The sequence below is a fragment of the Roseococcus sp. SYP-B2431 genome, assembly GCF_004336745.1.
Taxonomy (GTDB): domain Bacteria; phylum Pseudomonadota; class Alphaproteobacteria; order Acetobacterales; family Acetobacteraceae; genus Roseococcus.
Window position 1 is genome coordinate 67,632 of the sequence record NZ_SJXD01000025.1, and the last position, 20,728, is coordinate 88,359.

The window sequence follows — 20,728 nt, forward strand, 5'->3', positions numbered from 1 at the left end:
AAAAAGAAGCCCCGCGAGGCTTTCGCCAGGCGGGGCAGTCATACAGGGAGACTTCACGTCTGAAAGACGCAGGATCGGGAGACCCTATCGACGCCAAAGCGCCGATGCCCCTGAATTTAGGGGTTTTGCTGCCATGCGAAAGATAGCTTTGCTAGCATCAGCATTGCAGGAAACGCATGCGCCGGCCTAATGCGAATTGGAGGCCAGTTCCGTGACGAGGAAATCGCGGAAGACGGAAACCCGCTTCGAGGACCGCATCTCCTCCGGATAGACGAAATAGGCGTTGATCTTCGGCGCCTTCAGCTCCGGAAGCACCGTCACCAGCCCCTCCAGCTCATGCCCCATGTAGTCCGGCATCGCGGCCAGGCCGAGGCCCGACTGCACCGCGCGCAGCATGCCGGTGAGGCTGTTCACCTCCACCGTGCCGCGCCGCGCCTGGCCGGGCCGGCGGCCCACCTCGGCGAGCCAGTTGATTTCCTCCACCGGCGGCCGGTAGTCGCCCCAGATGATCAGGCGGTGCGCGTCGAGATCCTCCGGCCGCTGCGGGATGCCGTGCTTCTTGAGGTAGTCGGCGCTGCCCACGATCCGCCAGCCGAAGGTCGCGATGTGGCGCTGGATCAGGTCCGGCTGGCGAGGCGGGTGCATGCGGATGGCGACGTCGGCCTCGCGCATGGCGAGGTCGAGATCGGCGTCGTCCAGCACCACGGAGACGTTGATCTCCGGATAGGTTTCCAGGAAGCGGTGCAATCGGGGCGAGAGCCAGGAGGCGCCGAAGCCCGTCGTGGTCGTGACCTTGAGCCGGCCGGCCGGGCGTTCGCGCCCCTCGGTCAGCAGCGCCTCGGTCATGGCGAGCTTGGCGAAGACCTCGCGGACGGTGCGGTTCAGCGTCTCGCCGGCCTCGGTGAGGATCAGGCCGCGCGCGTGGCGGTGGAAGAGCGGCACCGAAAGGGCCTCCTCCAGCGCCTGTATCTGCCGCGAGACGGCCGATTGCGAGAGCGCCAGCGTCTCGCCCGCATGGGTGAAGCTTCCAGCCTCGGCAACGGCGTGGAAAACCCGGAGCTTGTCCCAGTCCAATGGCATCAGGCTGCGGCCTTCTCTTGGGCATGTTCCTGTTCGGCCAGGAATTCTTCGGCGTCGAGGGCTGCCATGCAGCCGGTGCCCGCGGCCGTGACGGCCTGGCGGTAGATCTTGTCCGCAACGTCTCCGGCGGCGAAGACGCCTGTGACATTGGTGCGCGTGCCGCCCGGCTCGACGACCAGATAGCCGCTCTGGTCCATGTCGAGCTGGCCGCGGAACAGGCTGGTCGCGGGGTCATGGCCGATCGCCACGAAGATGCCGTCCACCGGCAGCTCCCGGCGCTCGCCGGTCTTCATGTGGCGCAGGGCCAGGGCGCGGGCGACGGGGCGGGCGGCCTCCGTGCCGATCATCGCCTCGGTCGCCATGTCCCAGAGCACGGTGATGTTCTCCCTGGCGAAGAGGCGCTGCTGCAGGATGCGCTCGGCCCGCAGCGTGTCGCGGCGATGCACCAGAGTGACGTGCTTCGCGAGATTCGCGAGGTAAAGCGCTTCCTCCACGGCGGAGTTGCCGCCGCCGATGACCGCGACCTCCTTGCCGCGGAAGAAGAAGCCGTCGCAGGTCGCGCAGGCGGAGACGCCGAAGCCCGAGAGCTCCTGCTCGCCCGGGATGCCGAGCCAGCGCGCCTGGGCGCCGGTCGCGACGATCAGCGCCTCGGCGAGGTAGACGTCGCCGCTGTCGCACTCGGCGCGGAACGGGCGGCGGGACAGGTCGACCCTGGTGACGATGTCGTATTTCAGCTCGGTGCCCACATGCTCGGCCTGGGCGCGCATCTGCTCCATGAGCTCCGGGCCCATGATGCCCTTGGCGAAGCCCGGGTAGTTTTCGACATCGGTCGTGATGGTGAGCTGCCCTCCCGGCTGCATCCCTGCGACCAGAACGGGCCTGAGCCCGGCCCGGGCAGCATAGATGGCGGCCGTGTAACCGGCGGGACCAGCGCCGATGATCAGAAGGCGGGTCGGAAGGGTAGTGGGCACGGGCAAAATCCAAGCGACGGCGTGTGTTGGACGCATATCTGCCCATCTTGCCCTGCGGGACAAGACTGCCGCTTGCATATCCTTGCTTCCGCAATGATATTGCGCCGCAGCTTAAAATCGGGCAACGAATCAACGCGCCGCAAACCAACTTGGGGACACATGGCAGAGCTGGACGCGATCGATCTGCGGATTCTCGCGGAACTACAGGCAGATGGGCGAATCACCAATGTGGAGCTCGCGAGTCGCGTCGGCCTCTCGGCGCCGCCCTGCCTGCGCAGGGTCCGGCGGCTCGAGGAGGCCGGCGTGCTGCGGGGCTACCACGCCGATGTGGAGCCGGGGGCTCTCGGCTTCGAGGTCACCTTCTTCGCCATCGTCGGGCTGGAGAGCCAGAAGCAATCCATCCTCGACGCCTTCGAGGCGGAGGTCATCGCCTGGCCGGAGGTGCGCGAATGCCACATGATCCGCGGCGGCGGCGATTTTCTTCTCCGCCTGGTCGCGCGGAGCACGCCGCATGAGAACGAGCTGACCAGCCGGCTCACCGGCGCCGCCAATGTGCTGAAGGTGCAGACCCTGCAGACGATCCGAACGGCCAAGAACGCGGCCGGCGTGCCGTTCTGAGGCGGCGGAGAACAGAATTCTTCCCTTTCGTGACGCGAGCGTCATAGGCTCGGCCCCCTAGGGCGCGAGACAGCGCCCGGGGACGACCGGGAGGACAACATGGAACGCCGAGTATTCGCGGCCGGCGCCGCTGCCGGCCTTTTGGCCGCGCCCACGGTTCTGCGTGCCCAACAGCCCATCACCCTGAACGGCGCGGTTCAGTTCAACGACGATCATGTCTTCAACCGCGCCCTGCTCCGCTTCGAGGAGCTGGTGAAGCAATACGCCAACAGGCCGATCAACTTCATCCTGCATCGCAACTCCAGCCTCGGGCTGGAGAAGCAGTACTTCGAATACATGTCGGCCGGGCGCGCGGTGGATTACGGGATCGTATCGCCCGCGCATATGTCCACCTTCAGCCGCGCCGCGCCCTTCATCGACGCGCCCTTCCTGTTCCGCGACCTGAACCACTGGAACCAGGTGATCGACCAGGACCTGCTCTCGCCGGTCGCGACGGAGATCGAGCGCCGGGCGCGCGTCATGCTCATCGGCTATGCGGGCGGCGGCGTGAGGAACATCTTCGCCAACAAGCCGGTGTCCAGCGTCGCCGAATTGCGCGGCCTGCGCGTGCGCGTTCAGGGCGCGGCGATCTGGAACCGGACCTTCCAGGCGGCCGGGATGGCGCCGCAGGTCATCGCCTATAACGAGATCTACAACGCCATCCAGAACAACGTGCTGGAAGCCGGCGAGAACGAGGCGGCCGGCGTGCTGCACATGCGCTTCTTCGAGGTGGCGCCGCATCTTGCCCTCACCCAGCATGCCATCACCATCCGGCCGATCTGCTTTTCCGCGCAGACCTTCGCCCGGCTGCCGCGCGAGGTGCAGGAGGCGGTGCGCCGCGCGGGCCGCGAGGCCGGCGCCTTCGGCCGCCAGGCCGAGAGCACCGAGGACGAGGCGACGCTCGTTCGCCTGGAAGGCGAGGGGCGCCTGCGCCGCATTCCCTTCTCCGGACGCGACCAGATGCAGGCGGCGGTGGCGCCCGTCATGGCCGCCTATGCCCGCGAGATCGAGGCCGAGAACATCCTCAGCCGCATCAACGCGGTGACCGGCTAGCCACACGCCTCGTGATCCGCGCGGCCGCCTCCGGCCGCGCGGGCCATCCCGCGCGATCCCCATTCTTCCCCGAACGGAACGACATGCCCCCTTCCACGGCCCGCGGCGCGTTCCGCCGCATGACCACCGCCTATAGCCGCGCGCTCGAGTTGCTGCTGGTCGCGACGGTGGCGATCCTCATCGTCCCGGTCACGCTGCAGATCTTCTCCCGCTTCACCGACTTGCTCCCGCGCTATCTCTGGACGGAGGAGGCCGCGCGCTTCCTGCTGGTCTGGATGATCATGATCGGCGCCATGATCGGCGTGCGGGAGGGCACGCATTTCGTGGTGGACCTCTTCCCCTCCGCCGAGGGGCGGAAGAAGGCGGCGCTGGACATCCTCTCCGGGGTCTTCGTGCTGATCTTCGCCGGCGTCTTCCTCTGGTGGGGCATCGAGTTCACCGAATTCGCCTGGTACCGCATCAGCGAGCTCGCCGAATGGCCGCTCTGGGTGATCCACATCGCCTGGCCGATCGCCGGCTTCACCTGGCTGGTCTTCGCCGGCGAGCGCATGTGGGACGATGTCCGGATCCTCCTCGGCCGGGGAGAGACGTGATGGGCAGCGCCGTCCTCTCGGCGGGCCAGGCGGCCTGGATCCTCTTCGGAATCTTCTTCGGGCTGCTGGCGCTGCGCGTGCCGGTCGCCGTCGCGCTGGGGCTGGCCTGCCTGCCCATCCTGCTGATCGAGCCGCATCTCTGGCCGATGGTCCTGCTGCAGGAGACCTTCAACGCCTATAACAGCTTCATCCTGCTCGCCGTGCCGTTCTTCCTGCTGACGGCCAACCTGATGAACATCGGCGGCATCACCGACCGGCTGCTGCGCTTCTCCCGCGCGCTGGTCGGGCACTTCCCGGGTGGGCTCGCCCAGGTGAACGTGGTGCTGTCGATCTTCTTCGCGGGCATCTCGGGCAGCTCCACGGCGGATGCGGCGAGCCAGGCGAAGCTCTTCATCGAGGCCCAGCGGAAGGAGGGCTATGACGACAGCTTCTCCGTCGCCATCACGGCCGTCTCCGCGGTGCTGGCCGTGATCATCCCGCCCTCCATCCTGATGATCGTCTGGGGCGGCGTGCTGACGGTCTCGATCGGCGCGCTGTTCCTGGCGGGCATCCTGCCGGGGCTGCTGATCGGCCTGGCGCAGATGGGCACGGTGCACGCCTACGCGAAACGGCGCGGCTATCCGACCTATCCGCGCGCCACGCTGCGCGAGGTGGGCGCGTCCTTCCTGGTCTCGATCCCGGCGCTGATGACGCCCTTCATCATCATCGGCGGCAAGGTCTTCGGCTGGTTCACCGCCACGGAGAGCGCCTGCATCGCCGTGCTCTATGCGGGCTTCCTCTCGCTCGTCTTCTATCGCGAGATGGGCGGGCGGCAGCTTTACGAGGCCTTCAGCGAGACGGGGAAGCTCTCCGCCATCACGCTCTTCTGCGTGGGCACGGCGAGCGCCTTCGGCTGGATGCTGGCCTTCTACAACATCCCCCAGGCGCTGATGCAGGGCGTGATGGCCTGGGGGATGGGCCCGATCGCGACGGGCTTCTTCATCGCGGCCGTCTTCCTGGTGGTGGGCTGCTTCCTGGACGCGATCCCGGCGATCATCATCGTGGGCGCGATCCTGCAGCCGATCGCGATGCAGGCGGGGCTGCACCCCGTGCATTTCGCGATGATCGGCATCGTGAGCCTGGCCTTCGGGCTGGTGACGCCGCCCTACGGGCTGTGCCTGCTCATCGCTTGCGCGGTGGCGAAGATGCGCGTGATCGACGCGCTGAAGGACACCGGCATCATGCTGATCCCGATGCTGGCGGTGCTGGCGCTGCTGATCGTCTGGCCCGACATGGCGCTGCTGCTGCCGCGGCTGATCGAGCCGGATTTCATGCGTTGAACCGCGGCGAGGTCACCCGCGCCGGACGACGTATTCCCCGGCTTCCAGCTCGGCCACGATCGCATCCGCCTGCGCCCGGTCGCGCACCTCGATCATGAGTTCGAGCTCGGCCGTCTGCACGGAGGGCGCGGCGAAGAGCCGCTGGTGGCTGACCTCGATGACGTTGCCGCCGGCCGCCGCCACGCGCGTGGCGATATCGGCCAGCACCCCCGGCCGGTCCGGAATGTCCAGGTGGAGCCGGAGCAGGCGGCCGTCGCGCAGCAGGTTGCGCAGCAGCACGTTGGAGAGGATGCGCGGGTCAATGTTGCCGCCGCAGACGGGCGTGGCGATGCGCCTGCCGGCGAAAAGCTCCGGATAGCTGAGGATCGCCGCCACGCCGGCGGCGCCGGCCCCTTCGGCGACGGTCTTGGCGCCCTCGGCCAGCAGGGCGATTCCCTGTTCCACGGCGCGCTCCGTCACCGTCAGCACCTCGATGCCATGGCGTTGCAGGATCTCGACGGGCCGCTCGCCCACGTCGCGCACGGCGATGCCTTCCGCGATGGTCGGGCCGCCCACGCTGACCGGCTGGCCGGCCAGGCGCTGGCGCATGGCCTGGTAACCCTCGACCTCGACGCCGAAGACCTTCACCTCCGGCCGCAGCGCGGCGGCCACCACGGCGCAGCCCGCGACCATGCCGCCGCCGCCGACCGGCAGGATCATGGCGTCGAGCTCCGGCGCGTCCTCGAGCATCTCGAGCGCCATGGTGCCCTGCCCGGCGATCACCGCGGCATCGTCATAGGGATGGATGAAGGTGAGGCCCCGCTCGCGCGCGAGCTGGTGGGCATGCGCCGCCGCTTCGGCCAAGGTCTCGCCGTCCAGGACGACATGCGCGCCGAAGCCCTCGGTGCGCATGATCTTCGTCGCGGGTGTGAACTTCGGCATCACGATGGTGGAGGCGATGCCGAGCAGCGTCGAATGCCGCGCCACCGCCTGGGCATGGTTGCCGGCCGACATGGCGATGACGCCGGCGATGCGCTCGCGCTCCGTCAGCAGGGCCAGCCGGTTGGCCGCGCCGCGCTCCTTGAAGGCGCCGACGGCCTGGAGGTTGTCGAGCTTGAGGAAGACCGAGGCGCCGCATGCGCTGTCCACCGCGGGACTCTGGATGCTCGGCGTGCGCAGCACGCGCCCATGGATGCGCGCCGCCGCAGCGCGCACATCGGCCAGCGAAACGGGCATCGTCCTAGAAATCGACTGCGGTGATCTCGATCGCGCGCGCGCCGCCGGGTGCGGGCACCTCCACGCTGTCGCCGACCTTCTTGCCCATCAGCGCCTTGGCGAGCGGGGAGGAGAGCGAGATCGAGCCCGTCTTCATGTCCGCCTCGTACTGGCCGACGATGCGATAGGTCGTCTCCTTCTCCGTCTCCTCGTCGACGATCGTCACCCGCGCGCCGAAGCGCACCTGGCTGCCGCTCAGCTTGGAGACGTCGATGACCTCGACGGAGGGGATGATGGATTCGAGCTCCGCAAGGCGGCCCTCGATGAAGGACTGACGCTCGCGCGCGGCATGGTACTCGGCATTTTCCGAGAGATCGCCATGGGCGCGCGCTTCCGCGATCGCCACGATGATCGCGGGGCGCTCGACGGACTTCAGTTGCTTCAGTTCCTCTTCCAGCTTCGCCAGCCCCTCGGCGGTCATGGGGAACTTCTGCACGGCAGGGTCTTCCTTCGCAGCAATGCCTCTCCCGCCGGCAACCCCGTTGCGTAAAACGCCGGCGAGCGAGGAGATGGGGGGAGGCCTGATCGCCTCCCCCCGGTGTCAGAACGACGCAGTAGAGTAGGATTGGAGTGGCGCTACATCAAGTGTTCCCGCACGCAGGGCCGCTATGGCCCCCGCCGCCGCCCGGGCGCCGGCGATGGTGGTGTAGTGCGGCACCCCCTGGGTCAGGGCCGAGCGGCGGATGTCGAAGCTGTCGGTCACGCTGCGCCCGCCGCCCGAGGTGTTGATCACGATCTGGATCTCGCCGGACTTGATGGCGTCCACGCAATGCGGGCGGCCCTCCAGCACCTTGTTCACCACGGCGACGTCCAGACCGGCCTCGCGCAGGCGCGCCGCCGTCCCGCGGGTTGCGATGATCCGGAAGCCCAGCCCGGCCAGCCGCCTTGCAATGGTGACGGCGGCCGCCTTGTCGCCCTCGCGCACGGAGACGAAGGCCGTGCCGCCCTCGGGCAGCTTCACGCCGGCGCCGAGCTGCGACTTCAGGAAGGCGCGCTCGAAGCTGGTGTCGAGGCCCATGACCTCGCCGGTCGATTTCATCTCCGGCCCGAGCAGCACGTCCACGCCGGGGAAGCGGTTGAACGGGAAGACCGCCTCCTTCACCGCGACATGCGTGGCGACCGCGTCGTCGTCCAGGTTGAACTCGGCCAGCTTCGCGCCGGCCATGACGCGGGCGCCGATCTTGGCGACCGGCACGCCCGTCGCCTTGGCGACGAAGGGCACGGTGCGGCTGGCGCGCGGATTGACCTCGAGGACGAAGATGTCGCCATCCTTGACGGCGTACTGGGTGTTCATCAGGCCGCGCACCTTGAGCGCGCGCGCCATCGCCTCGGTCTGCGCCTTGAGCTCGGTGACGATGGCCGGCGGCAGCGAATAGGGCGGGAGCGAGCACGCGCTGTCGCCGGAATGGATGCCGGCCTCTTCGATATGCTCCATAACGCCGGCCACATAGACCGCGCCGTCGGCATCGGCGACGCAGTCCACGTCCACCTCGATGGCGTCCTGGAGATACTGGTCGATGAGGATGGGGTTCTCGCCCGAGACGCGCACGGCCTCGGCGCCGAAGCGGCGCAGCTGCTCGGCATTGTAGGCGATCTCCATGGCGCGGCCGCCGAGCACGTAGCTGGGACGCACGACCACCGGATAGCCGATGCGCGCGGCCTCGGCCTCCGCCTCGTCCAGCGTGCGGGCGATGCCGTTGCGCGGCTGCTGCAGGCCGAGGCCCTTCAGCAGAAGCTGGAAGCGCTCGCGGTCTTCGGCGATGTCGATGGCCTCGGCGGAGGTGCCGAGGATGGGGATGCCCGCCTTGTCCAGCGCCTGGGACAGCTTCAGCGGCGTCTGCCCGCCATATTGCACGATGCAGCCGAGCAGCGTGCCGTTCTGCTGCTCCTTGCGGATCAGCGCGATCACGTCCTCATTGGTCAGCGGCTCGAAATAGAGGCGGTCGGCCGTCTCCGGATCGGTCGAGACCGTTTCCGGATTGCAGTTGACCATGATGGTCTCGAAGCCCGCTTCCTTCAGCGCGTAGCAGGCGTGGACGCAGCAATAGTCGAACTCGATGCCCTGGCCGATGCGGTTCGGCCCGCCGCCGAGGATGACGACCTTCTGGCGGTCCGTCGGGCGGGATTCGCAGATGGGTCCGCCCCCGGCGGCGAAAAAGCCGCCCTCATAGGTCGAGTACATATAGGGCGTGTCGGAGGCGAACTCGGCCGCGCAGGTGTCGATGCGCTTGAAGACCGGGCGCACGCCCAGCTTCTCCCGCGCGGCGAAGACGGCGGTCTCGGCCTGGCCGGTGAGCTTGCCGAGCTGCTTGTCGGAGAAGCCCAGCGCCTTGGCCGCGCGCATCGTCTGCGCGGTGGCGGGCAGGCCCTGGGCCTTGATGACCTTCTCGGCCTTCACGATCCGCTCGATCTCGCGGATGAACCAGGGGTCGAACTTGCAGGCCGCGTGGATGTCCTCGACCGAGATGCCGGCGCGCAGCGCCTGGGCGACGGTGAGGATCCGGTCCGGCCGGGGGATGGCGAGCGAGGCGTGGAAGGCCTCCTTGCTGCCGTCGCCGGGGGCGGCTTCCTCGTCGAGACCGGAGAGGCCCGTCTCCAGGCTGCGTAGCCCCTTCTGCAGCGCCTCGGCGAAGGAGCGGCCGATGGCCATGGCCTCGCCGACCGACTTCATGGCGGTGGTCAGCGTGGCCGGGGTGCCGGGGAACTTCTCGAAGGTGAAGCGGGGGATCTTCACGACCACATAGTCGATCGTCGGCTCGAAGCTGGCCGGCGTGACCATGGTGATGTCGTTCTTGAGCTCGTCCAGCGTGTAGCCGACGGCGAGCTTCGCCGCGATCTTGGCGATGGGGAAACCCGTGGCCTTGGAGGCCAGAGCGGAGCTGCGCGAGACGCGCGGGTTCATCTCGATGACGACCATGCGGCCATCCACCGGGTTGATGCCGAACTGCACGTTGGAGCCGCCGGTGTCGACGCCGATCTCGCGCAGGCAGGCGATGCTGGCGTCGCGCATGCGCTGGTATTCCTTGTCGGTCAGCGTCAGGGCCGGCGCGATGGTCACGCTGTCGCCGGTGTGCACGCCCATCGCGTCCAGGTTCTCGATGGAGCAGACGATGATGCAGTTGTCCGCCGTGTCGCGGACGACCTCCATCTCGTATTCCTTCCAGCCCAGCACGCTTTCCTCGACCAGCACCTCGCTCGTCATCGAGGCGGCGAGGCCGGCGCCGACGATCTGCTCGAACTCCTCGCGGTTGTAGGCGATGCCGCCGCCCGTGCCGCCGAGGGTGAAGGAGGGCCGGATGACGCAGGGCAGGCCGACGATGGCGAGGCCGGCCCAGGCCTCCTCCATCGTGTGCGCGATCTCGCTCTTCGGGCTCTCGATGCCGATCTTCGTCATCGCATTGCGGAACTTCTGCCGGTCCTCCGCCTTGTCGATGACCTCGGCCTTGGCGCCGATCAGCTCGCAGCCGTACTTCTCCAGCACGCCGGCCTCGGCCAGCTTCAGCGCGGTGTTGAGCGCGGTCTGGCCGCCCATGGTGGGCAGCAGCGCGTCGGGGCGCTCCTTGGCGATGATCTTCTCGACGATCTCGACCGTGATCGGCTCGATGTAGGTGGCGTCGGCCAGGCCCGGATCGGTCATGATCGTGGCGGGATTCGAGTTCACCAGGATGACGCGATAGCCCTCGGCGCGCAGCGCCTTGCAGGCCTGGGCGCCCGAATAGTCGAACTCGCAGGCCTGGCCGATCACGATGGGACCGGCGCCGATGATGAGGATGGACTGGATGTCGGTGCGCTTGGGCATGGGGATCAGGGCCTTTTGGGCGAGAAGAACAGGAGGGGGATGAGCACGGTCACGAGCTGAAAGGCCGCGGAGAACATGACGGCGAAGAGCACCGTCTCCTCCAGCCGGTGCCCGGCGAAGGCGAAGGGAATGGCGAGCAGGCCGGAGAGGCCGATGCAGCAGAGATAGGTCGCAAGGGCGCGTCCGGCATGCGGCAGCGTGCCGAGCAGCCGCCAGGCCGCGGGCGTGCCGAGCAGCGCCACGAAAACCGCGATGGCCAGGCCGTAGAAAAGGCCGTCCATGTTGAGGCTGATGCTGCTCATGCGCCGCGGATCCTCCCGCGCTGCCAGATGGCCCAGCCGGCGACGGCGTGGCTCACGGCGACGATGAGGAAGACCGGCCAGGGGCCGGAGCCGGTGAAGAAGCCCGACATGTGCAGCGCGAAGCCCATCGCGAACATGGAGAGGCCGAGCGCGGCCTCCAGCATGGGCAGCACGCGGCGGATCGCCGTAGTCAGCACAATGGCCGCGAAGATCGCGACGAGGATCCCGCCGATCCAGGCGAAACCGGCGGCCATCAGCCGCGCTCGCCCTGGAAGCCGTCGCCGAAGGCCAGCTTGGCGGCGATGAGCGCGAGCGCGACGCCGAGAACGTAGCGCTGCGCGGCGAGCCAGACCGGGCGCGTCGCGAGGAAGCGCGCGGCCCCGGCGGCGCCATAGACCAGCAGCGCGTCGAAGACCGCGCCGATGCCGACCTGCAGCGCGCCCAGCACCGCGCCCTGCAGCAGCACGTGGCCGGCGGAGGCGTCGATGAAGGGCGGCAGCACCGCCATGTAGAAGAGCGCGACCTTGGGATTGAGCGCCGCCGTGGCGAAGCCCACCGCGAAGAGCCTGCCGTCCGGCTCGCGCGGCAGGGCGCGAGGAGAGAATAGCGGCTCGGCGCCGGGCTTCAGGCATTGCCAGGCCATCCAGGCCAGATAGGCCGCGCTGCCGATCCGCAGCGCGTCCCAGGCATAGGGGATGGCCAGCAGCGCCGCCGTGATCCCCGCCGCCGCGCAGAGCATGATCGTGGCCGAGCCGAGCGCGCAGCCGGCCATCGAGATCATTCCCGCCCGCGTCCCCTGCGCCAGGGCGCGGCTGACGAGATAGAGCATGTTCGGCCCCGGCGTGACCGCGAGGCCGATCGACAGGGCGGCAAAGACCAGCAGGGATTCGATCGAGGGCATCAGGGCCGGGCCTCGCCGGCCATGCGCGCCGCCAGCCCGGCCAGCACCGTGCCCATGACCCAGCGCTGGGCGCGCGCGAAGAGCGGGCGCCCAGCCAGGAAGGAGGCCACATGCGCCGCCGCCATCACGATCACGGCGTTGACGGCGACGCTCACGCAGATCTGCGTGAAGCCCAGCGCCACCGCCTGCCCGAAGACCCCGCCGCGCGCGGGGTCGATGAACTGCGGCAGCAGCGAGAGGTACATCACCGCGATCTTGGGATTGAGCAGATTGGTGAGGAAGCCCATCGCCACCAGCCGCCGCGCGTCGTGGCGCGGCAGGTCGCGCGGGGCGAAGGGCGAGGAGCGGCCGGTGAAGGCCTGCCACGCCAGGTAGAGCAGAAAGGCCGCGCCCGCGAAGCGCACCGCGTCATAGGCGAGCGGCACCGTGGCCAGGAAGGCCGTGATCCCGAGCGCCGCCGAGAGCATGTAGAAGACGAAGCCCAGCGCCACGCCGATCAGCGACAGCAGCCCCGCGAGCCGCCCCTGCGAGATGGAGCGGCTGACGAGGTAGACCATGTTCGGCCCTGGCGTGAGCACCATGCCGAGCGAGATGGCCGCAAAGACCAGCAGGGTTTCGGGCGAGGGCATGTCAGCCCTGCGTCGAGAAGCCGCCATCGATCGGGATGGCGGTCCCGGTGATGAAGGCGGCCTCGTCGCTGGCCAGGAAGGCCGCGATGCCGATGAAGTCGGAAGGATCGCCCCAGCGGCCCCTCGGCGTGCGGTTCAGCACGCTGTCGTGCAGGGTGCTGGAATATTGCCGCGCGCGGCGCGTGAGATCGGTGTCGATCCAGCCGGGCAGGATGGAATTGGCCGTGATGCCGTCCTTGGCCCAGGCCACCGCCAGCGACTTGGTGTACTGCACCACCGCGCCCTTGCTCGCGCCATAGGCCGGCGAGAAGACCACGCCGAAGATGGAGAGCATCGAGCCCGTGTTGATCACGCGGCCATGCCCGCTCGCCTTCAGCGCCGGATAGGCCGCGCGCGTCAGGCGCATCATGGCGTTGAGGTTGATCTCGAGCACCGTGTTCCACTGCTCGTCCGTCACCTCGTCGGGCGGGGCGCGGAGGTTGGTGCCGGCGTTGTTCACCAGGATGGCGAGGCCGTCGCCCAGCGCCAGCGTCTCCGCCAGCACGCGATCGGTCTCGCCGGGCGCGGAGAGGTCGGCCGCGATGGCGTGCGCCTTGCTGCCCAGCACCTTCAGCGCGGCGTCGTTCTTGTCCTTGTCGCGGCCGGTGACGACGACGCGCGCGCCGCAGGCCGCCAGCCCCTTCGCAAGCCCAAGCCCGATGCCGCCATTGCCGCCGGTGACGAGCGCGACGCGCCCGCTGAGATCGAACATCCCGTTTCCTTCCCTGCTAGGCCGCTTTGGCCTTGTCCATCATCCCCACGAAACGGTGGAACAGGTAGTGGGAATCGCTCGGGCCGGGGCTGGCCTCGGGGTGGTACTGCACGGAGAAGGCCTGCTTCGCGGGCGCCGCGATGCCCTCGTTGGAGCCGTCGAAGAGGCTGACATGGGTGACCGTCACGCCCTCCGGCAGCGTCTTGTCGTCGACCGCGAAGCCGTGGTTCTGGCTGGTGATCTCGACCTTGCCGGTGGCGAGGTCCTGCACCGGCTGGTTCGCCCCGCGATGGCCGCGGTCGAGCTTGTAGGTCTTGGCGCCCAGGGCCAGGGCCAGCAGCTGGTGGCCGAGGCAGATGCCGAAGACGGGGATCTTCGCGTCCAGCACGCCCTGGATCGCGGGCACGGCATAGACGCCCGTCGCCGCCGGATCGCCGGGGCCGTTGGAGAGGAAGACGCCGTCCGGCTTCTCGCGCAGGATGTCCTCGGCGGTCGCCGTCGCGGGCAGCACCGTCACGGCGCAGCCGGCATCGGCGAGGCAGCGCAGGATGTTGCGCTTGGCGCCGTAGTCCACCGCCACCACGCGATGCGTCGGCGCGACCTGCTTGCCGAAGCCCTTGCCCCAGGACCAGACCGTCTCGTCCCATTGATAGGACTGGCGCGCGGTCACTTCCTTGGCGAGGTCCATGCCCTTCAGCCCCGGCCAGGCCTTGGCCTGGGCGACCAGCGCCTCGATGTCGAAGCGGCCGTCGGCGGGGAAGCTCAGCACGCCGTTGGGGGCGCCGCCGTCGCGGATGCGGGCGGTCAGCGCACGCGTGTCGATGCCCGCGATGCCCGGGATGTTGTGGCGCTTCAGCCAGTCCTGCAAGGACAGGGTGTTGCGGTAGCTGGCGGGGTCGGTGACGTCCTGCTTGACGACCAGGCCGCGGGCGACGGGGGTCGTCGCCTCCATGTCCTCGACATTGGTGCCGACATTGCCGATATGCGGAAAGGTGAAGTTGATGATCTGCCCGGCATAAGACGGATCGGTCAGCGTCTCCTGGTAGCCGGTCAGCCCCGTGTTGAAGCAGATCTCGGCGACCTGCGTGCCATGGGCGCCGAAGCCGAGCCCCCAGAAGACGGCGCCGTCGTCGAGCACGAGGCAGGCGGTGGCGCCATCGGGCGGAAGATTCGGCATGGGGGTATCCTGAGAGGGGGCGGGCGATCCGGCCAGGTCGGAGAGGGAGAGGCCGGTGGCGGCCAGGATGGCGGGCCAGTGCTTGGCCGGGATGGCCCGGGACTGGCGCCATTTGCGGATGGCCTCGGTGCCGACCTTGAGCTGGCCGGCCGCGGCCTCGGCCCCGCCCAGGAGGGCAAGGATGTCTTCCACGCTGCGCATGGGCTAGACTATGTGGGAATTCTTTTCCCAGTTCAAGCGAAAGTCGATCAGGCTGGGAACTTCGCTACAGAACCATGATTTGAAAAGGATTTAAGATGGACTTGCGGAGCCGTTTCACCGCCGAGCTCAAGACCGCCATGCTGGCGCGCGACGCCGCGACCACCGGGACGCTGCGCATGATCACGGCCAAGCTGAAGGACACGGACATCGCCGCCCGCCCCGGCCCGCCGATCGAGGAGCCGGCGATCGTCGCCATGCTCCGCGGCATGGCGAAGTCGCGTCGGGAGTCGGTGGAGCTCTATCGCCAGGGCGGCCGCGAGGAGCTGGCCGCCAAGGAGGAGGCCGAGATCGCCGTGATCGAGAGTTTCCTGCCGGCCCAGATGGACGAGGCCGGGCTGCAGGCCGCGGTCGCCGCCGCCGTTGCGGAGACGGGCGCCGCCACGATCAAGGACATGGGCAAGGTGATGGCCGCGCTGAAGGCGAAGCATTCGGCCAGCCTGGACATGGCCAAGGCCGGCCCGGCCGTGAAGGCCGCGCTCGGCGGCTGACTTACTGGTTCGGAAGATCCTCGGCGAGCACGGTGATGGTGACGTGGTAGGCCACCTCGCCATCCTCGGAGTCGCGGTCCACCGTCCCGATCGTCTCGGCGCCCGCCAGCACCTCGACCGGACCGTTGCGGGTCTGGGCCGCGCGGATCATGAGGTTCGGGCTGCCGAGCAGCTTGCGGAGATGGGCCTGGACGGCCTGGATTTCGGCGGGCTTCATGCGGGCCGCTTAGCCCTCCGGCCGCGGCTTGGCAATCGAAAGGCGCGGCGCTCGTTCCGATCCGGTGCAACCTTCGCGTCGGGTGGGAATTCCCCCGTCAATCGCTCATGGGAGAATGCAGATGATCCGTATCCGTGCCGTGGCGCTGCTTGCCGGCCTGCTCCTCGTCTCCGCCTGCAGCCCGAGCCTCAGCTTCGGCTCGGCCCCCTCGCCCGCGCATGTGGTGATGGCCTCGGGCCCCGCGCCGACCCGCTGATCAGCTCCGGGCGAGGGTGGGGCGGCAGGCGGCGGGCAGCGCCGCGACCTGCCGCATGACCTCGCCGGCCAGGACCGCGCCCTCGGACCGGACGGGAAACCCCGCGGTGGCCAGCTTCCGCGCGGTCCAGGTGTTGCAGGTGTGGTCCAGGCTGTAGCCCTCCGCGGCTTCGTAGAAATCGCTGCCGCGCAGATGGCTTACGAAGGCGGGATGGCCCTCGCCGGTCAGCCGGAAGCTGTCCCAGAGCGAATCCGCCAGCCGCATCAGCCCCGCATCGTCGAGCGGGAGGGTGAGGACGGTCGCGGCCATCGCCTCCTCGGGCGGGACGGAGAGCGCTGTGACCTGCATGATCCCCGGCCCGGCAAAGGGGCCTGCCAGCCATTCCGACAGCCCGCGCGCCGGCGCGGTCATGAAGTTCCGCTTGCCGAAGCCGAGCATCAGCCAGGCCGCGCCGCGATAGGTGGCCGCGAAGCTGCCCATGGATGCGGCCGGCACCGCGATCTCCGTGTGCCAGGAGCGCGACACCACCCGGATGCGGCCGCCGGCGGCCGGGCAGGATCGCGGCTCCGGCAGGGCGGCGCAGCCGGCGAGGCCTGCCGCGCCGACCAGGAACGCCCGGCGCGGCAGGCTCAATAGTATTTCAGCTCCTGCGCCTTGCCGCCGAAGATGCGCCAGATGAGGAAGGTGTAGACGCCGATCAGGGGCAGCACCGCGACCGCGCCCACCAGGATGACGATCAGCGATTCCGGGGCGCTCGCGGCCTCGAAGATGGTGAGCCGGTCGGGCACCACATAGGGCCAGAAGCTATAGGCCAGCCCCTGCACGCAAAGCGCGAAGATGGCCGCCGTCGCCACGAAGGGCACCCAGTCGAGCGAATGGTCCGGACGGGGATAGCGCCGCAGGAAGATGTGCAGCAGCAGGAAGAGCGCGCCGCTGGCCAGCGGGATCGTGCCCAGCCCGAAGATCTCCGGGAAGCTGAACCAGCGATCGAAGATGCGGGGGCTGACCAGCGGCGTGACGGCGCTGACCACGACGACGCCGATCCAGGTGGCGTAGAGGGCGCGCCGGGCCCAGCGCGTGGCCATCTGCTGCAGGTCGTGCTCGCAGCGCCAGACCAGCCAGGCGCCGCCGATCAGCGCATAGCCTGCGACGACGAAGACGCCCGTCAGCATGCCGAAGGCGAAGGTCTGCCAGCCGGGTTCGAAGCCCAGGATATATTCGCCGAGCATCCAGCCCTGGCAGAAGGCGGCTAGGATGGAGCCGCCCTGGAAGGCCATGTCCCAGCGCAGCTTCTGGGCCGGCGGCGCCTTGGCGCGGAACTCGAAGGCCACGCCGCGCAGGATCAGGCTGAACAGCATCAGGAAGACGGGGATATAGAGCGCCGTCAGCACCACCCCATGGGCCTTGGGGAAGGCGGTGAGCAGGATGCCGACGCCCAGCACCAGCCAGGTCTCGTTGGCGTCCCAGAAGGGGCCGATGCTGGCGATCATGCGGTCGCGCGTGGCCTCGTCGGGCGTGGAGCGCAGCCAGATGCCGACGCCGAGATCCGCGCCGTCCAGGATGGCATAGGCCAGCATCGAAATGGCCATCAGCGCGGCGAAGGTGATCGGCAGCCAGGCGCCGTCGGGAAGGGTCTCCATGGCCGTCACTCCGCCGGGGCCGGGTTGAGGGGATCCTGCCCGCCGACCTGTTCGGGCTCCGGCGCGTCGGGGCGGCGGGCGAGGTACATGAGCGTGAGGATGTAGGCCAGCAGCAGCCCCGCATAGAGCAGGATATAGCCGGTCAGCGAGGCGAAGATCGTCGTTGCCGGCACCGGGCCCGCCGCGTCGGCGGTGCGCAGGATGCCGGAAACCAGCCAGGGCTGCCGGCCGATCTCGGTGACGTACCAGCCCGCCAGCGTCGCCACCCAGCCGGAGAAGGTCATGGGGATCAGCAGCCGCGCGAGCCAGGGCGTGACGCCGCGCCGCCGCAGCGTCCAGACGCCGAACCAGGAGACGAGGAGCATCAGCATGCCCAGGCCCACCATGATGCGGAAGGCGAAGAAGACGGGCGCGACGGGCGGGTGGTTGCCCTCGAACTCGTTGAGGCCGCGGATGGTCCCGTCGGCCGAATGGGTCAGGATCCAGCTCGCCAGCGTCGGGATCTCGATCACGTAGCGGTTGGTGCGGGCGGCCTCGTCGGGCCAGGCGAAGAGGCGCAGGGCGGCGCGGCTCTCCGTCTCCCAGATCGCCTCCATGGCGGCGACCTTCTGCGGCTGGTGCTCCAGCGTGTTCAGCCCATGCGCGTCACCCGCGAAGATCTGGATGGGAATGAGGATGGCGCCCAGGATCACGCCCGTCTTCAGCGCGCGCTCCACGCCGGGCGCGCGGTCGCCGCGCAGCCATCGCCAGGCGGAGAGGCCGGCCACCAGGAAGGCGACGGTCAGCCCGGAGGCCAGCAGCTTATGGGCGAGCCGGTAGGGGAAGGAGGGGTTGAAGATGACCGCGGCCCAGTCCGTCACGAAGGCGACGCCGTCGCGCATCTCGAAGCCCGCGGGCGTCTGCATCCAGGAGTTCAGCGCGAGGATCCAAAAGGCGGAGAAGGTGGTGCCGCCGGCCACCAGCACGGTGGCGGCCGTATGGGCCCAGTTCGGCACGCGGCCGTAGCCGAAGAGCATGACGGCGAGGAAGGAGGCCTCGAGGAAGAAGGCGGTGATGACCTCATAGGCCAGCAGCGGGCCCGCGATATTGCCCACGCGCTCCATGTAGCCCGGCCAGTTGGTGCCGAACTGGAAGCTCATGGTGACACCCGAGACCACGCCCAGCGCGAAGGAGAGGGCGAAGACCTTCACCCAGAACCTGTAGGCCTCCATCCAGGACGCCTCCTTCGTGGCGTCGAAGCGCAGCTTGAAGAAAAGCAGCACCCAGCCCAGGGCGATGGTGATGGTGGGGAAGAGGATATGGAAGGAGATATTGGCCGCGAACTGCATCCGGGCCAGCATGATCGCGTCCATCGGTCGGGGCGTCCTTCTTTTCGGCCGGCTGCTTCCGGCGGGTTCTGCCGGCGACGGGGACCGAACTATGAGAAAGCATGTTCAGGAATTCCTGAAAGTTCAAGATGACGGAAAGGCCCTGCCGGCGGCCGGCGCGGCCCGCACCCGAGTCGGATTCGCGGCGCAAGCGATGTAGATTGGGCGGGCGACCATGGCGCTTCCCCCCACCTTCCTCGACGAGCTTCGCGCCCGGACCCCCATGCCCGGGCTGGTCGGCCGGCGCGTGCGCCTGTCCAAGTCCGGCCGCAACTGGAAGGGGCTCTGTCCCTTCCACAGCGAGAAATCGCCCTCCTTCTACGTCTATGACGACAGCTTCCACTGCTTCGGCTGCGGCGCGCATGGCGACGCCTTCGCCTATGTCATGCGCGCCGAGGGCGGCGGCTTCATGGAGGCCGTCGAGCGGCTGGCCGGCGAGGCCGGGCTCGACGTCCCCAAGCCCACGCCCGAGGCCGCCGCCCGCGATCGCCGCGCGCGCGACCTCCATGGCGTGCTCCAGGCGGCCGAGGCCGCCTATGCGCGCCGCCTCCGCATGCCGGAGGGCGCCGAGGCGCTCGCCTACCTCCGCAACCGCGGCCTGACGGACGAGACGATCCGGAAGTTCGGCCTCGGCTGGTCCGGCGCCGGCCGCGGCGCGCTCGCCGCCGAGCTGCGGGAGGAGGGGATCCAGCAGGCGCAGCTTCTCGAAGCCGGACTGATGCAGGAGCGGGAGGAGGGCCGCGCGGTCGATCTCTTCTTCAACCGCGTCATGTTTCCGATCCGCGACCGGCGCGGGCGCGGCGTCAGCTTCGGCGGCCGCATCCTCGGCGACGGCCAGCCCAAATACGTGAACGGGCCGGAGACGGCGCTCTTCTCCAAGCGCCGCAACCTCTATGCGCTGGACCTCGCGCGGGAGGGCGTGTTCCGGGGCGCCAGCCTGATCGTCGCCGAGGGCTACATGGACGTGATCGCGCTTCATCAGGCCGGCTTCGCCGGCGCGGTCGCCCCCCTCGGCACAGCGCTCACCGAGGAACAGATGAAGTCCCTCTGGCAGGTCAGCCCCGAGCCGGTGCTCTGCTTCGACGGCGACGCCGCCGGCATCCGCGCCGCGGCCCGCGCGGCCGAGCTGGCCCTGCCCCTGCTTGCCCCCGAGCGCACCCTCCGCTTCATGACCCTGCCCGCCGGCGAGGATCCGGACACGCTGATCCGCAAGGGCGGCCCGCGCGCCTTCCAGGCCGCGCTCGACGCGGCGCAGCCGCTCTCCCAGGCACTGTTCGGACTGATCGTCGGCGGCAAGGTCCCCGAAAGCCCCGAAGGCCGGGCCGCCCTGCGCAACCGCCTCGCAGCCGCTGCCCAGACCATCCCGGACAGGGCGCTGGCCGCGGAATTCCGCCGTTCCTTGCTCGACCGCTTCTTCTCGCTGACCAAGCGGCCGGGCCTGCGCGCCGCGCCGCGCCACCCCCGCCCGGAGCCCGATCGCGAGGCGGCCCAGGCCAAGCGCGCCCGCATCCTCCTGGCGATCTGCATCCATCATCCGGAGCTCCTGCACGACATAGAGGAGCCGCTGTCGCTCCTGGACCTTCCCGCGGGCGCGCCACAGCAGGTGAGGAATGCGCTGCTGGCCTGGGTTCCAGAGGCCTCACGCCTTGACTCCGGAGAGTTGATCGCCCACCTCGCGAGCGGTGGGGCCGCATCAGCCAGCCAATGGGTCTTGAAGGTTCCGGACCTGCCGCGCGAGGCAGGGCCGGGGGGGCAGCCCAAGGAGGCGCTGGATGCGTTCTGGCAGTTCTTTGGTTTCTTGCGAGGCGAGGCGGAGCTGGCCGAGGATGCTCGGGCAGCTCGCGAAGCGTTCGAGGCCCAGGGCGACCTGGCCACCCAGACCCGGCTGATCCGGCTGACCGAGGCGCTCGATGCGCTGCGGCGTGGCGAGGCCGAGGCCGAGCCGAATGAGATGAGTTAGTATGGGGAGGGGGGTTCCCTCTTCCCGGTGCGATGATGACCGGTACGGCTTAC

Annotated in this window: 22 protein-coding genes; 7 read left to right on the forward strand and 15 right to left on the reverse strand. The window is 69.1% G+C overall.

Annotated features, from left to right (window positions below):
• Nucleotides 1-186: 186 nt before the first annotated feature.
• Together EJV46_RS11610 and trxB are read right to left on the reverse strand one after the other, a co-directional pair.
• Entirely contained in the window at nt 187-1,080 is an 894-nt protein-coding gene (locus EJV46_RS11610; protein WP_131548822.1) for a LysR family transcriptional regulator, read from the reverse strand.
• Nucleotides 1,080-2,087 (reverse strand): thioredoxin-disulfide reductase, encoded by a 1,008-nt coding sequence (gene trxB / locus EJV46_RS11615; RefSeq protein ID WP_131548823.1) that lies wholly within the window; start codon nt 2,085-2,087, stop codon nt 1,080-1,082. Before trxB ends, EJV46_RS11610 begins: the two co-directional genes overlap by 1 nt.
• Before the next feature lie 123 nt (nt 2,088-2,210).
• Here trxB and EJV46_RS11620 point away from each other — a divergent pair, with 123 nt between their 5' ends.
• The 4 genes from EJV46_RS11620 (at nt 2,211) to EJV46_RS11635 (ending at nt 5,673) form a co-directional block, all read left to right on the forward strand.
• Entirely contained in the window at nt 2,211-2,669 is a 459-nt protein-coding gene (locus EJV46_RS11620) for an Lrp/AsnC family transcriptional regulator (RefSeq protein WP_131548824.1), read from the forward strand.
• A gap of 99 nt (nt 2,670-2,768) precedes the next feature.
• Nucleotides 2,769-3,761: a TRAP transporter substrate-binding protein gene (locus EJV46_RS11625; RefSeq protein WP_131548825.1), complete on the forward strand. Its 993-nt coding sequence runs from the start codon at nt 2,769-2,771 to the stop codon at nt 3,759-3,761.
• 83 nt (nt 3,762-3,844) lie between these two features.
• Nucleotides 3,845-4,354: a TRAP transporter small permease gene (locus EJV46_RS11630; RefSeq protein WP_131548826.1), complete on the forward strand. Its 510-nt coding sequence runs from the start codon at nt 3,845-3,847 to the stop codon at nt 4,352-4,354.
• Complete coding sequence (locus tag EJV46_RS11635; RefSeq protein WP_131548827.1) at nt 4,354-5,673, forward strand: TRAP transporter large permease; 1,320 nt, start codon at nt 4,354-4,356, stop codon at nt 5,671-5,673. Before EJV46_RS11630 ends, EJV46_RS11635 begins: the two co-directional genes overlap by 1 nt.
• Nucleotides 5,674-5,685: 12 nt before the next feature.
• Here EJV46_RS11635 and EJV46_RS11640 read toward each other — a convergent pair whose 3' ends face one another.
• The 9 genes from EJV46_RS11640 to carA all read right to left on the reverse strand — a co-directional run bounded on the left by EJV46_RS11640 (nt 5,686) and on the right by carA (nt 14,687).
• Nucleotides 5,686-6,888: a threonine ammonia-lyase gene (locus EJV46_RS11640; protein WP_131548828.1), complete on the reverse strand. Its 1,203-nt coding sequence runs from the start codon at nt 6,886-6,888 to the stop codon at nt 5,686-5,688.
• Between the two features lie 4 nt (nt 6,889-6,892).
• The gene (gene greA, locus EJV46_RS11645) at nt 6,893-7,363 is read right to left on the reverse strand and encodes a transcription elongation factor GreA (RefSeq protein WP_131548829.1); all 471 of its coding nucleotides are present in this window, start codon (nt 7,361-7,363) and stop codon (nt 6,893-6,895) included.
• A gap of 105 nt (nt 7,364-7,468) precedes the next feature.
• Entirely contained in the window at nt 7,469-10,726 is a 3,258-nt protein-coding gene (carB, locus tag EJV46_RS11650; protein WP_131548830.1) for a carbamoyl-phosphate synthase large subunit, read from the reverse strand.
• 5 nt (nt 10,727-10,731) lie between these two features.
• On the reverse strand, nt 10,732-11,028 hold the full coding sequence (locus tag EJV46_RS11655) for a hypothetical protein (RefSeq protein WP_131548831.1): 297 nt from the start codon (nt 11,026-11,028) through the stop codon (nt 10,732-10,734).
• Nucleotides 11,025-11,282, reverse strand: coding sequence for a hypothetical protein (locus EJV46_RS11660; protein WP_131548832.1), 258 nt, complete (start codon nt 11,280-11,282; stop codon nt 11,025-11,027). The genes EJV46_RS11655 and EJV46_RS11660 overlap by 4 nt, the downstream gene beginning before the upstream one ends.
• Nucleotides 11,282-11,929, reverse strand: a complete 648-nt coding sequence (locus EJV46_RS11665) for a LysE family translocator (protein WP_131548833.1) — start codon at nt 11,927-11,929, stop codon at nt 11,282-11,284. Before EJV46_RS11665 ends, EJV46_RS11660 begins: the two co-directional genes overlap by 1 nt.
• Nucleotides 11,929-12,558 (reverse strand): LysE family translocator, encoded by a 630-nt coding sequence (locus EJV46_RS11670; RefSeq protein WP_131548834.1) that lies wholly within the window; start codon nt 12,556-12,558, stop codon nt 11,929-11,931. The genes EJV46_RS11665 and EJV46_RS11670 overlap by 1 nt, the downstream gene beginning before the upstream one ends.
• A 1-nt stretch (nt 12,559) precedes the next feature.
• Complete coding sequence (locus tag EJV46_RS11675; protein ID WP_131548835.1) at nt 12,560-13,309, reverse strand: SDR family NAD(P)-dependent oxidoreductase; 750 nt, start codon at nt 13,307-13,309, stop codon at nt 12,560-12,562.
• A 16-nt stretch (nt 13,310-13,325) separates the two neighbouring features.
• Nucleotides 13,326-14,687: a glutamine-hydrolyzing carbamoyl-phosphate synthase small subunit gene (carA, locus tag EJV46_RS11680; protein WP_131548836.1), complete on the reverse strand. Its 1,362-nt coding sequence runs from the start codon at nt 14,685-14,687 to the stop codon at nt 13,326-13,328.
• A 95-nt stretch (nt 14,688-14,782) separates the two neighbouring features.
• Between carA and EJV46_RS11685 the strand changes: the two genes are divergently transcribed.
• On the forward strand, nt 14,783-15,235 hold the full coding sequence (locus EJV46_RS11685; RefSeq protein WP_131548837.1) for a GatB/YqeY domain-containing protein: 453 nt from the start codon (nt 14,783-14,785) through the stop codon (nt 15,233-15,235).
• Nucleotide 15,236: 1 nt separating this feature from the next.
• Here the strand turns inward: EJV46_RS11685 and EJV46_RS11690 are convergent, their stop codons facing one another.
• On the reverse strand, nt 15,237-15,452 hold the full coding sequence (locus tag EJV46_RS11690; RefSeq protein WP_131548838.1) for a DUF3126 family protein: 216 nt from the start codon (nt 15,450-15,452) through the stop codon (nt 15,237-15,239).
• A 121-nt stretch (nt 15,453-15,573) separates the two neighbouring features.
• Between EJV46_RS11690 and EJV46_RS23430 the strand changes: the two genes are divergently transcribed.
• Nucleotides 15,574-15,708: a hypothetical protein gene (locus tag EJV46_RS23430; protein ID WP_255466040.1), complete on the forward strand. Its 135-nt coding sequence runs from the start codon at nt 15,574-15,576 to the stop codon at nt 15,706-15,708.
• Here the strand turns inward: EJV46_RS23430 and EJV46_RS11695 are convergent, their stop codons facing one another.
• The 3 genes from EJV46_RS11695 to EJV46_RS11705 are packed head-to-tail and all read right to left on the reverse strand — an operon-like array spanning nt 15,709 to nt 18,700.
• Complete coding sequence (locus tag EJV46_RS11695; RefSeq protein ID WP_165585490.1) at nt 15,709-16,341, reverse strand: DUF2459 domain-containing protein; 633 nt, start codon at nt 16,339-16,341, stop codon at nt 15,709-15,711.
• A complete protein-coding gene (locus EJV46_RS11700; protein WP_131548840.1) occupies nt 16,338-17,348 on the reverse strand; it encodes a cytochrome d ubiquinol oxidase subunit II in 1,011 nt (336 codons plus the stop codon). The genes EJV46_RS11695 and EJV46_RS11700 overlap by 4 nt, the downstream gene beginning before the upstream one ends.
• A 5-nt stretch (nt 17,349-17,353) precedes the next feature.
• Nucleotides 17,354-18,700: a cytochrome ubiquinol oxidase subunit I gene (locus EJV46_RS11705; RefSeq protein WP_131548841.1), complete on the reverse strand. Its 1,347-nt coding sequence runs from the start codon at nt 18,698-18,700 to the stop codon at nt 17,354-17,356.
• Between the two features lie 190 nt (nt 18,701-18,890).
• On the opposite strand from EJV46_RS11705, the gene dnaG reads away from it, so the two are divergent.
• Nucleotides 18,891-20,675: a DNA primase gene (gene dnaG, locus EJV46_RS11710; RefSeq protein ID WP_131548842.1), complete on the forward strand. Its 1,785-nt coding sequence runs from the start codon at nt 18,891-18,893 to the stop codon at nt 20,673-20,675.
• Nucleotides 20,676-20,728: the final 53 nt, after the last annotated feature.